Source organism: Arthrobacter sp. NPDC058097 (genome assembly GCF_042884885.1).
Taxonomy (GTDB): Bacteria; Actinomycetota; Actinomycetes; order Actinomycetales; family Micrococcaceae; genus Arthrobacter.
The window spans coordinates 56,622-67,629 of sequence record NZ_JBHVSZ010000002.1; the positions used below are offsets into that span (position 1 = coordinate 56,622).

11 protein-coding genes are annotated in these 11,008 nt (G+C 66.1%); 7 read left to right on the forward strand and 4 right to left on the reverse strand.

Features of this window, described 5'->3' with window-relative positions; translation table 11 throughout:
- Window positions 1-242: 242 nt before the first annotated feature.
- The gene (locus ACFVTE_RS04200) at window positions 243-704 is read right to left on the reverse strand and encodes a prepilin peptidase (RefSeq protein WP_387097279.1); all 462 of its coding nucleotides are present in this window, start codon (window positions 702-704) and stop codon (window positions 243-245) included.
- Between the two features lie 523 nt (window positions 705-1,227).
- On the opposite strand from ACFVTE_RS04200, the gene rplM reads away from it, so the two are divergent.
- The 3 genes from rplM (at window position 1,228) to glmM (ending at window position 3,794) form a co-directional block, all read left to right on the forward strand.
- Window positions 1,228-1,671 (forward strand): 50S ribosomal protein L13, encoded by a 444-nt coding sequence (rplM, locus tag ACFVTE_RS04205; protein ID WP_306924832.1) that lies wholly within the window; start codon window positions 1,228-1,230, stop codon window positions 1,669-1,671.
- Window positions 1,672-1,707: 36 nt separating this feature from the next.
- The gene (gene rpsI / locus ACFVTE_RS04210; protein ID WP_102973654.1) at window positions 1,708-2,214 is read left to right on the forward strand and encodes a 30S ribosomal protein S9; all 507 of its coding nucleotides are present in this window, start codon (window positions 1,708-1,710) and stop codon (window positions 2,212-2,214) included.
- A 218-nt stretch (window positions 2,215-2,432) separates the two neighbouring features.
- Complete coding sequence (glmM, locus tag ACFVTE_RS04215; protein ID WP_387097284.1) at window positions 2,433-3,794, forward strand: phosphoglucosamine mutase; 1,362 nt, start codon at window positions 2,433-2,435, stop codon at window positions 3,792-3,794.
- A 106-nt stretch (window positions 3,795-3,900) separates the two neighbouring features.
- Here the strand turns inward: glmM and mscL are convergent, their stop codons facing one another.
- From mscL to coaA, 3 genes are all read right to left on the reverse strand, one after another.
- Window positions 3,901-4,302 carry a large conductance mechanosensitive channel protein MscL gene (gene mscL / locus ACFVTE_RS04220; RefSeq protein ID WP_387097287.1) on the reverse strand — a complete coding sequence of 134 codons (402 nt, stop codon included), beginning with the start codon at window positions 4,300-4,302 and terminating at the stop codon, window positions 3,901-3,903.
- A 50-nt stretch (window positions 4,303-4,352) separates the two neighbouring features.
- Window positions 4,353-5,255, reverse strand: a complete 903-nt coding sequence (locus tag ACFVTE_RS04225; protein WP_387098320.1) for a D-alanyl-D-alanine carboxypeptidase family protein — start codon at window positions 5,253-5,255, stop codon at window positions 4,353-4,355.
- Between the two features lie 146 nt (window positions 5,256-5,401).
- The gene (gene coaA, locus ACFVTE_RS04230; RefSeq protein WP_377964649.1) at window positions 5,402-6,367 is read right to left on the reverse strand and encodes a type I pantothenate kinase; all 966 of its coding nucleotides are present in this window, start codon (window positions 6,365-6,367) and stop codon (window positions 5,402-5,404) included.
- A gap of 147 nt (window positions 6,368-6,514) precedes the next feature.
- On the opposite strand from coaA, the gene ACFVTE_RS04235 reads away from it, so the two are divergent.
- The 4 genes from ACFVTE_RS04235 to ACFVTE_RS04250 are packed head-to-tail and all read left to right on the forward strand — an operon-like array spanning window position 6,515 to window position 10,977.
- Window positions 6,515-7,138, forward strand: coding sequence for a signal peptidase I (locus ACFVTE_RS04235; protein ID WP_387097290.1), 624 nt, complete (start codon window positions 6,515-6,517; stop codon window positions 7,136-7,138).
- A gap of 46 nt (window positions 7,139-7,184) precedes the next feature.
- On the forward strand, window positions 7,185-9,077 hold the full coding sequence (glmS, locus tag ACFVTE_RS04240; protein WP_387097293.1) for a glutamine--fructose-6-phosphate transaminase (isomerizing): 1,893 nt from the start codon (window positions 7,185-7,187) through the stop codon (window positions 9,075-9,077).
- A 4-nt stretch (window positions 9,078-9,081) separates the two neighbouring features.
- Window positions 9,082-9,429 (forward strand): holo-ACP synthase, encoded by a 348-nt coding sequence (locus ACFVTE_RS04245; protein ID WP_104136634.1) that lies wholly within the window; start codon window positions 9,082-9,084, stop codon window positions 9,427-9,429.
- Window positions 9,430-9,447: 18 nt separating this feature from the next.
- The gene (locus ACFVTE_RS04250) at window positions 9,448-10,977 is read left to right on the forward strand and encodes an NAD(P)H-hydrate epimerase (RefSeq protein ID WP_387097297.1); all 1,530 of its coding nucleotides are present in this window, start codon (window positions 9,448-9,450) and stop codon (window positions 10,975-10,977) included.
- Window positions 10,978-11,008: the final 31 nt, after the last annotated feature.

Consider the following 11,008-nt stretch of genomic DNA (forward strand, 5'->3'; position numbering starts at 1 on the left):
TCATCGAATTCCAGCCTCCCCCATACCGCGAAAGGGCTGGCGCTTTCGATAGCTAAAGAATCCACCCGAAACCGCGTCCGCAACAATGCGTAGTTCTACCCGACTTTCCCCCCAAGGAAATAAGTAATCCCCCCAAGCGAGTACTCAGGTTCAGGAAATTACAAGCACTCGGCTACTTGGGTCATCAAGAAAGCATCAAGGTGCTCGTAGGAAATTTAGCGTTTCACCACGAAAATTGGTCTTCAGGATGCCAATAAAACAGTGCCCAAAGCTGCGGCGAGCATCGACGGGCCAAAAGCGACTTCGGATCGCAAATTGGCGAGTTTTAGCCTAATCAAAACGACGGACAAAATCCCGCCCAGAACGAAGCCGAGTGCCCCGCCGTAGAACAGTTGGCTCCATCCCAAGTAACCCAGGTAAAGGCCCACCGGGGCGGCGAGCTTGACGTCCCCCATGCCGATGCCGTTTGGCGAAATCAGGGCCAAAATCAGGAAAACAACGAACAGGATGGCGGCCCCCGCCGCCGCACGAAGCAGTTCGGCCCAGTCTGCCGTCGCCGTGCTGCTGAGAATGAAGAGCGCCAGGCCGGCCCCAAGTAGCGTCAGCACGAGGGGATTCGGCAGCAAATGATGGGCCAGGTCAATGCGGGCCAGCTGCACGCCGAGGACGGCCAGCAGCAGAAAGGCCGGCAGGGACCACTCCATTCCGAGCCGAAGCGCAAGGGTGCCGCACAGCAACCCGGTGAGTGCCGCCGTCGTAATTCTGGTCCGCAAACCCGGGAGTCCGCCGAGGCGGGGGAGGGCGCGGGCGATGAGGAGTTCAGCAAGCGGGCTCAGTAGAATGCCAAGGAGTCCTACGGCCACTGCAAAGAACGGCACTGTAACGAGCGGCCCGGTGCTGGCGGCGATACCTGCTGACGACACATGGACTCCTGGCTGGAAGGGCCCGGCGCTGGCGCAGGACTCCAAGCCCCCGCCACCGGATACCCCATTTTGACCCGGGCCTGCGGTTGGCGCTATTCTTGGTAGTCGTTGTGCGTGTCCTTTCTCGATGATGCGTGCCCGCTTGGGGATCCAGTTGCAGGATCGCTACCCGACGGGCATATTCGGGACTAGGGGATAACTGGTCCATAGAGCCCTCACCTCTGTTCCGGTCGCGCATAGATAGTAGGCGCACCCCGCGTGACGCCTAAAACAAGAACGCCAGAACAAGAACGAGGCAAACACCGTGCGTACGTACACCCCGAAGCCCGGCGATATCAACCGCCAGTGGCACGTCATTGACGCCACCGACGTTGTCCTGGGTCGTCTTGCCAGCCAGACCGCAACACTGCTGCGCGGAAAGCACAAGCCGACCTTTGCGTCCCACATGGACATGGGCGACTTCGTCATCATCATCAACGCTGAAAAGGTTGCCCTCACCGGCGCCAAGCTGGAGCAGAAGCGCGCATACCGCCACTCCGGTTTCCCGGGCGGCCTGACCTCCGTCAACTACGCGGAACTGCTGGAGTCCAACCCGGTCCGCGCCGTTGAGAAGGCCATCAAGGGCATGCTCCCCAAGAACTCCCTCGCTGCCCAGCAGCTGAGCAAGCTGAAGGTCTACCGTGGCGCCGAGCACCCCCACGCAGCCCAGCAGCCCAAGACTTTCGAAATCACCCAGGTCGCCCAGTAGTCCTGGCCACCAACACTTTTATCTACAAGGAGAACCGTGGCTCAGAACGATGAACTGACCACCGAAGCCGTTGAGGCTGAGGAAAACCTGACCAGCTACACCTCGGAAAGCGGCGCTACCGAAGCTGCTCCGAAGAAGGAGCGCCCGGCACTGACCGTTGCCGGCGCAGCTGTTGGCCGCCGCAAGGAAGCCGTTGCACGCGTTCGCGTTGTGCCGGGCTCCGGCAAGTGGACCATCAACGGCCGCGAGCTGGACAACTACTTCCCGAACAAGCTGCACCAGCAGGACGTCAACGAGCCCTTCAAGATCCTCGATCTCGAAGGCGCCTACGACGTCATCGCCCGCATCCACGGCGGTGGCCCCTCCGGCCAGGCCGGTGCACTGCGCCTCGGCATCGCCCGTTCGCTGAACGAGATCGACGTCGAGAACAACCGCGCCACCCTGAAGAAGGCCGGCTACCTCACCCGTGACGCCCGCGTCATCGAGCGTAAGAAGGCCGGTCTCAAGAAGGCACGCAAGGCTCAGCAGTACTCCAAGCGCTAAATCGCGCTTACCCCCGGGATGTGGCCGCTGTTGCGGCCTCATCCTGGACTTCAGAAGCCCGTTCCGCCATTTGGCGGAGCGGGCTTCTGCCGTTAACCCGGGTTACAGCGCAGGCCATGCCGATGAGCAGGGGAAACGTCCGCAACGCCCTTCTCGGACGCCCGGTGGAGCGCGTTCACGGCAGGGACGGGCACCTGAATCGTCTAAACTTGGACCCGATGTCTACATTATTTGGAACAGACGGTGTCCGTGGCCTGGCGAATGGCCTGCTGACTGCCGAGCTCGCATTGCAGCTGGCCCAGGCCGCCGCCGTCGTGCTCGGCCATGAACGCACCAGCGAAGGTGCACGGCCGCGTGCCGTGGTGGCGAGGGATCCCCGCGCCAGCGGCGAATTCATCGCCGCAGCCGTGGAAGCCGGGCTTTCCAGCTCCGGGATCGACGTATACGACGCCGGCGTCCTGCCCACTCCCGCCGCCGCCTACCTCGTGGCAGACCTCAACGCCGACTTCGGCGTCATGATCTCCGCCTCGCACAACCCGGCCCCCGACAACGGGATCAAATTCTTCGCCCGTGGCGGCCAGAAGCTCCCCGACGAGGTGGAGGACGCCATCGAGGCCCAGATGGGCAAGGAGCCCTTCCGCCCGGTGGGCGGCGAGGTGGGCCGCATCCAGCGCTTCTCCGACGCCGAGGACCGTTACATCGTCCATCTCCTGGGAACCCTCCCGCACAACCTCAACGGACTCAAGGTAGTCCTCGACTGCGCGCACGGCGCCGCCAGCGGCTGTTCCCCCCAGGTCTTCAAGGACGCCGGCGCTGACGTAGTTGTCATCGGCGCCGAGCCGGACGGCCTGAACATCAACGAAGGTGTGGGCTCCACCCACCTCGGCCCGCTCAAGGCGGCCGTGGTGGAGCACGGCGCCGACCTCGGCATTGCCCACGACGGCGACGCCGACCGCTGCCTTGCCGTGGACCACGAGGGCAACGAGGTGGACGGCGACCAGATCATGGCGATCCTCGCCGTCGCCCTCAAGAAGGCCGGCAAGCTGGCGGACAACGTCCTCGTTGCCACCGTCATGAGCAACCTCGGCCTCAAGATCGCCCTCCGCGACGCCGGCATCGCCATCCGTGAGACGGGCGTGGGGGACCGCTACGTTCTCGAACAAATGCGCGACGGCGGCTACAACCTCGGCGGCGAACAGTCCGGTCACGTGATCCTCGCCGACTACGCCACCACTGGCGACGGCGTTCTGACCGGCCTGCAGCTGGCAGCACAGGTGGCCCTGACCGGCCGCCAGCTCAAGGATCTCGCCACCATCATGACCAAGCTGCCCCAGGTCCTCATCAACGTGAAGGATGTGGACCGCAGCCGGGTCGGCGGGGACGAGACCCTGGCCGCAGCAGTCAAGGCCGCCGAAGCCGAACTCGGCGACACGGGCCGCGTGCTCCTGCGTCCGTCCGGCACGGAGCCCGTTGTGCGCGTCATGGTGGAGGCCGGCGACCAGCAGACCGCCCAGGTCATTGCCGAACGCCTCGCCCAGGTTGTGAAGACCCGGCTGGCGCTGGCACTCGTCGGCGACTAAGTTTTCGCGCCCGCAACGCAACGCAAAAAGCAGCCCGCCTCCCTGACCGAACTGGTCAGTCGGAGGCGGGCTGCTTTTTTGCTGCCGGTTGGGTTGGGTGCCGGCCCTACTTGGCCGGCTGGTTCTGGTTCTGCAGGGCGTCGCGGATTTCCTTCAGCAGGGCGATCTGCGGATCCTCGGCCGCCTCCTTCTTGGCGTCCTGTCCGATGCCCAGCTTGCGGTTGCGGTGCTCGATAAGTTTGTTCATCGGGGCGACGATGACGAAGTAGAGTGCCGAGGCAACCAGCAGGAAGTTGACCACCGCGGTGAGCAGCACGCCGAACCGGACGTCACCGAACGCCAGGAAATTATCAAAGTTCGGCTCTCCGACCAGCACCGAGATCAGCGGCATCAGGACACTCTTGACCAGCGCATCCACCACCGCGCTGAACGCCGATCCAATGACCACCGCCACGGCCAGGTCGATGACATTTCCCTTGAGAATGAACTTCTTAAATCCACTAAGCATGCCAACCAAACTACCGCACCCTGTTTACCGCATAGTGACCGGCCAGTGCGTCAGCGGTAGCCGGGGGCGGCGGGCAGACCGAAATACTGTTCCAGCGTGGCGATTCCGCGTTTCCGCATGTCCGTGGCCGCCTCCACGCCGACGTAGCGCAGGTGCCACGATTCGTAGAAGTACCCGGTAATGGGGTGCTGCATCCACGGATACCGCACCACGAAGCCGAAGCGGTGCGCGTTCGCCTTGGCCCATACAGCGGCCGGCTGCTCGGCGAAGCAGGGCTGGAAGCCGCAGGCACCCCCGCCGTCGCCGATGTCGAATGACCAGCCAGTCTGGTGCTCGGAGTAGCCCGGCCGCGCCGAGGCGGTGTCCGCCGCAGCCCGTCCCTGGGAGCTCACCCAGCCGTTGTACGTGGCCACCTGCGTCGCGTACGAGCGGTAGCCGCTCGCCAGCGTGATGTTCACGCCGTCCGCCGCAGCCGCGGCGAACATCCGTTCTGCGGCAGCCGCCGTCGTACCGTTCAGTTGCGCCGCCTCGCCGGTGACCGCGAGGGCGACGCGCGGCTGGACCAGATCGGCCGGAACGTAGTTGGCCGGCTTGAGCGGGCGGTGCTTATTGACGATCACCCAGGGACTGGCTGGATCGGTGAGTGAGAACTGTTTGGGCAGGCGGGACGCGGCCGACGGCGGGGCTGCCGCCGCCGTCGTGGATGGCGTCGCCGAAGCCGACGGTGACTCTGTTGCGCCGGCCGCTGAGGAAGCAGACGCAGATGGTGACGCACTGACGGAGCCGCCGGCGGAGGCGGACGAGGTCGCGGACCCGGACGGAACCGGCGATGCCTTACCGGACGCAGAAGCTGTTTGAGATGCGGTTCCCGTAGCCGACGAGCCGGTTGCCGAACCCCCAGGGGCCGGGCCGGGGGTGCAGGCGGCGAGGGCCGACAGGCCGGCGCCCGTCATCAACAGGCGCGCTATCGCGCGGCGGGTCGGCCGGGCCCCAAAGGTGGGCTGGGCGTCGAGGGTGGGCCGGGCGCCGAGGATGGGCTGGGCGCCAAAGGTGGGTTCGGCGTCGGAAGGTACTGGGGAGCAGTTGCCGCACATGCGTGCTAGACCTTCCTCAACAGCATCCTGCGGACGGAATGGTCCGCTTCCTTGGTGAGCACCAGCTGTGCCCGCCCCCGGGTGGGCAGCACGTTCTCTTCCAGGTTCGGCTCGTTGATGCGCTTCCAGATGTCACGGGCGGTCGCTTCGGCCTCGGTATCGGACAGCGTGGCGTAGCGGTGGAAGTATGATTCAGGCTGCGCGAAGGCGGTGGAACGGAGTTTGCGGAAGCGGTCCACGTACCATTCCTCGATATATGACGTCTTGGCGTCCACGTAGATGGAAAAGTCGAAGAAGTCACTCAGCGCCAGCCCCTGGCGGCCGTCGTGCCGCGGCCGCGCGGGGGCGAGCACGTTCAGGCCCTCGACAATGAGGACGTCGGGACGCCGGACCACGACCTCCTTGCCGGGGACGATGTCATAGGTAACGTGCGAGTACCAGGGTGCCCGCACCTCCTCGGCGCCGCCCTTGATCTCGCTCACGAACCGCAGCAGCGCGCGGCGGTCGTAGGACTCCGGAAAACCCTTGCGGTCCAGCAGTTGCCGGCGCTTGAGTTCGGCCAGGGGATACAGGAAGCCGTCGGTGGTGATGAGCTCGACGTTCGGCGTGCCCGGCCAGCGCCGGAGCATCTCGCGGAGAACACGGGCGATGGTGGACTTGCCCACGGCAACGGAACCGGCGACGCCGATCACGAACGGGGTGCGCTGGGTCTGCTCGCCAAGGAAGGTTGTGGTGGCCGCATGCAGCTGGCCGGCGGCTTCCACGTACAGGTGCAGCAGCCGGGACAGGGGGAGGTACACATCGCGCACCTCGCTGATGTCCAGCGGGTCCCCGAGACCGCGAAGGCGCAGCACATCCTCTTCATTAAGGGGCTGCTCCATCTGGGCCGAAAGCCGGGACCAGGTCTGCCGGTCCAGCTCCACGAACGGGGAAACACCCTCTCCGTTCGCTTCGTTGCGTTGCAAAGTCACCCTAGAGATTCTGCCCCTCCCGGCGCCGAGAGCGAAATGCGAGCCATTCTTGAGTGAATCTTGACCCTATGCGTTACCCATTCCTGATCCTGCCGCGGGACCGTTCAGGGAATAAGGAGAACCGCAGCAGATTTGAGGGGCCTCAACATGGGAAAGGCAGTTCTACCGCAGGCGCCGCAGCGGACGGGCCGCGACCTCGGCGGCAGGCGCGGCGGGGGAGCGGCCACCCGGACTTTCGAAATCCGCCGACGGAAACGCTTCGCGGCGGCCGGGCCCTGGGTCAACTTTGCGGCCCTCATGATCCTCCTTTTCGCTGCCCTGGGCCTCGTCGTCATTCCCCAGGCCACCGGATCCCAGACGTACAGCGTGCTCACAAACTCCTCGGCGCCGACGTATCCCGCCGGCACGTTCCTCGTTGTTGAGCCCACGGCCTTGAGCCAGCTGAAGTTCGGCGACCTCGTCACCTACCAGCCTGCCCCTAACAGCCCAGTAGTCCGCACTCACCGGATTGTGGGCTTCGGCGCCATGCAGGACGGTGAAAGAACCCTGGTCACCAGGGGCGATAACGCCAACGCCAACGATCCGGAGCCCGTCCGCGCGCGCCAGATTAAAGGGAAGCCCCTCTACGCAATCCCGTTGGTTGGCTATCTCACCGGAGCGCTCGGCGACGCGGACCGCGGGCAGTGGATGATGCTGGCAGGGGCCGGCCTCATCGGCCAGTGCGTGCTGCTCATGGTGCTGGGCGTCCGCCGGCGGCGGCGGGCAGGATGACGTAGCGGGGCGGGAGTTCTCCGTAAAGCCAGATAGGCTTATACCCATGTGTGGAATCGTGGGTTATGTTGGCCGTTCGTCGGGTCGGGCTGAGGCCGGGCACGGTGCGTTGGATGTTGTTCTTGAGGGGCTGCGGCGTCTGGAGTACCGGGGTTACGACTCCGCCGGTGTTGCGGTGGTTGCTGACGGGGAGATTTCCTCGCGGAAGAAGTCCGGGAAGCTGAGCAACCTGCTGGCCGAGTTGGAGGAGCGGCCGTTGCCGGATTCTTTGACCGGCATTGGGCACACGCGGTGGGCCACGCATGGTGGTCCGACGGATCAGAACGCGCACCCGCATCTGTCTGATGGCGGGAAGCTTGCGGTGATCCACAACGGCATCATTGAAAACTTTGCTGAGCTGAAGCAGGAGCTGCTGGCCAAGGGTGTTGTCTTCGCCTCGGAGACGGACACCGAGGTTGCCGCGGCGCTGCTGGGCGATATTTTCCGGAACAAGCTGGGCGGGGACGTCTCCGACGGCGGCCTGACCCGGGCGATGGAGCTGGCCTGCCAGCGGCTCGAGGGTGCGTTCACGCTCCTGGCCGTGCACGCCGACCAGCCCGACGTGGTCGTGGCCGCGCGCCGGAACTCCCCGCTGGTGGTTGGCCTGGGCGAGGGCGAGAACTTCCTGGGCTCGGACGTGTCCGGGTTCATTGACTACACCCGCCGTGCGGTGGAGCTGGGCCAGGACCAGATCGTGACGATCACCGCCGACACGGTGGAGATCACGGACTTCTTTGGTGCCCCGGCGCAGGGCAAGGAGTACCACGTGGACTGGGACCCGGCCTCTGCTGAAAAGGGCGGCTTTTCCTCGTTCATGGAGAAGGAAATCCATGACCAGCCCGACGCGGTGGCGCAGACCCTGCTGGGACGTTCGGACCTGAACGGGAAGCTGACCCTGGATGAGCTGCGCATTGATCCGCAGCTGCTGAAGAAGGTCGACAAGATCATTGTGCTGGCCTGCGGCACGGCCGCGTATGCGGGTCTGGTGGCCAAGTACGCGATTGAGAACTGGTGCCGGATCCCCACCGAGGTGGAGCTCGCGCACGAGTTCCGGTACCGGGACCCGATCGTGAATGAGAACACCCTGGTGGTGTCCATCAGCCAGTCCGGCGAGACCATGGATACGCTGATGGCGGTCCGGTACGCCCGGGAGCAGGGCGCGAAGACGGTGTCGATCTGCAACACGAACGGCTCGACCATTCCGCGGGAGTCCGACGCCGTGCTGTACACGCACGCCGGTCCGGAGATCGCGGTGGCGTCCACGAAGGCGTTCCTGGCGCAGATCACGGCGGCGTACCTGCTGGGGCTGTACCTGGCGCAGCTGCGCGGGAACATTTTCTCCGGGCAGGTCAAGGATGTGCTGGCTGACCTGGGCAAGATCCCGGCGAAGATCCAGAAGATCCTGGACTCGGCGGAGGAGCTGCGCGAGCTGGCCCGGAGCATGAAGGACGAGAAGTCCGTGTTGTTCCTGGGCCGCCACGTGGGCTATCCGGTGGCGCTCGAGGGTGCGCTGAAGCTGAAGGAAATCGCGTACATCCATGCCGAGGGCTTCGCCGCCGGTGAGCTCAAGCACGGCCCGATCGCGCTGATCGACGAGGGCCAGCCGGTGTTCGTGGTGGTCCCGTCCCCGCGCGGCCGCGACTCGCTGCACTCCAAGGTGGTCTCCAACATCCAGGAGATCCGGGCCCGCGGTGCCCGCACCCTGGTGATTGCCGAGGAAGGCGACGAAGCGGTCCGGGACTACGCCGAGCACGTCTTTTACGTCCCGGAAACCCCGACGCTGCTGATGCCGCTGCTGACCACCGTTCCGCTGCAGATCTTCGCGTGCGAACTTGCCGCCGGCAAGGGCTACGACGTGGACCAGCCGCGCAACCTGGCCAAGAGCGTCACAGTAGAGTAAGCCCATGATTGTTGGCATCGGCGTAGACGTAGTGGACATCGAGCGCTTCGGACGGCAGTTGGAGCGCACCCCCGGACTCCGGGACCGGCTGTTTGTGCCGGCCGAGCGGGAACTGAACACCCGCTCCCTGGCAGCGCGGTTTGCCGCCAAGGAGGCCGTGGCCAAGGTCCTGGGCGCGCCTGCCGGCATGAACTGGCAGGATTGCTGGATCGGCCTGGACCAGAACGGTCCCACCATCCAGGTCAAGGGAACGGTGCTTGCCGTGGCCGACGCCAAGGGCGTCAAACGGTGGCACCTCTCCATGAGCCACGACGGCGGCATTGCCACGGCCACGGTCCTGGCCGAGGGCTGACCCCGGACGGACTGACCCATGATCAGCGCCTATACCGGAACCCAGATCAGGGAAGCTGAAAAGCCCCTGCTGGATTCAGGTATGGGCGCTGTTCTCATGCAGCGGGCAGCCCGCGGTATGGCCGGCGCCGCCATCGCGCAGCTCCGCCGCAGCGGACGCCGCCTGTACGGCGCCAGCGCCGCCGTCCTGGTCGGGAAAGGCAACAATGGCGGCGACGGCCTTTTCGCCGCCGCGCACCTCGCCGGACGGGGAATGCGTACGACGGCGGTGCTCGCCTCCGCCACGGCCCACCCGGACGGCCTGGCCGCCTTCCGGCGCGCCGGCGGCCGGGTACTGACGCTGACTGACACGAACGCCGGTGAGCTGGCAGCGCTGGCCGGCAGGGCCGACGTCGTTATTGACGCTTTGCTGGGAACCGGCGCCCAGGGCGGACTCCGGGGAACCTCGGCGGAACTCGTATCGCAGCTTGCCGGCAGCAAACACGGCCTCGTGGTGGCGTGCGACGTGCCCAGCGGCGTGGACGCCGACACCGGCGAAGCAGCCGGGCCCGTGCTGCCGGCCGACATCACTGTCACCTTCGGGGGCGCCAAGGCCGGACTGCTGGCGGACCCCGGGGCGGATTTTGCCGGCCGGGTGGTCGTGGTCCCGATCGGCATCGAGGACTCTCTGCCGTGGCCCGCCCTGCGGCGCCTGGAGACCGCCGATTTGGCCACCCTGCTCCCGCGGCCCATACGACGTGCCCACAAGTATTCGCGGGGCGTCCTCGGGGTGATGGCCGGATCCCCGGCCTACCCGGGCGCCGCCGTGCTCGCCTGCCGCGGGGCGCTCTCCGCCGGCGTCGGGATGGTCCGCTACGTCGGGCCGCCCGAGGTGGCCGACCTCATCCGCCACAGCTGCCCCGAGGTGGTCTGCAGCACCGGCACCGTGGCGGAGACCCACGTCCAGGCCTGGCTCGTCGGCTCCGGGATGGACGGCAAGGACGAGGAAGAGATGCAGCGGGTCCGCGACGCCGTCGACTCCGGACTGCCCACCGTGGCCGACGCCGGCGCCCTGCCCGTGCTGCCGGACGTGCTGGCCCCGCAGGTGGTGCTTACGCCCCACGCCGGGGAACTGGCCACCCTGCTTCAGCGCCTCGGTGCCGACCTGGACCGCGACGAAGTTGAGGCCTCCACCCTCGCTGCCGTGCGCCGCACCGCCGGCCTGACCGAGGCGACTGTGCTGCTGAAGGGAGCCAGCACGCTGGTGGCCTCGCCCTTCCAGGATTTCTACAGCCAGTCCGAGGGAACGCCCTGGCTGGCCACCGCCGGAAGCGGTGATGTGCTGTCCGGAATCATTGGTGCCCTGCTCGCCCAGGTGGGGTCCGACGTCGGACGCTTCCGGTCGGTTGGCATCGATCCGGACGAACGCTGGGCGGCCATTGCCGCGATGGGGGCGAGCCTGCACGGCCTCGCCGGAGCGGCGGCTGCGGACGACGGCCCGCTGACGGCGGGGCGGATATCCGACGTCCTGCCCGAAATATGGGGTAAAGTCAGCACGCTTAGTAATTAGTGGTGGGTCACGTAATAGTCATACCCACCCG

Excerpts from the sequence above, each read along its gene's own strand:
- glmS (WP_387097293.1), top strand. The coding sequence starts at position 7,185 with ATGTGTGGAATCGTGGGTTATGTTGGCCGTTCGTCGGGTCGGGCTGAG.
- ACFVTE_RS04250 (WP_387097297.1), top strand. The coding sequence starts at position 9,448 with ATGATCAGCGCCTATACCGGAACCCAGATCAGGGAAGCTGAAAAGCCC.
- mscL (WP_387097287.1), bottom strand. The coding sequence starts at position 4,302 with ATGCTTAGTGGATTTAAGAAGTTCATTCTCAAGGGAAATGTCATCGAC.
- ACFVTE_RS04200 (WP_387097279.1), bottom strand. The coding sequence starts at position 704 with ATGGAGTGGTCCCTGCCGGCCTTTCTGCTGCTGGCCGTCCTCGGCGTG.
- ACFVTE_RS04225 (WP_387098320.1), bottom strand. The coding sequence starts at position 5,255 with ATGACGGGCGCCGGCCTGTCGGCCCTCGCCGCCTGCACCCCCGGCCCG.
- ACFVTE_RS04235 (WP_387097290.1), top strand. The coding sequence starts at position 6,515 with ATGGGAAAGGCAGTTCTACCGCAGGCGCCGCAGCGGACGGGCCGCGAC.
- glmM (WP_387097284.1), top strand. The coding sequence starts at position 2,433 with ATGTCTACATTATTTGGAACAGACGGTGTCCGTGGCCTGGCGAATGGC.
- ACFVTE_RS04245 (WP_104136634.1), top strand. The coding sequence starts at position 9,082 with ATGATTGTTGGCATCGGCGTAGACGTAGTGGACATCGAGCGCTTCGGA.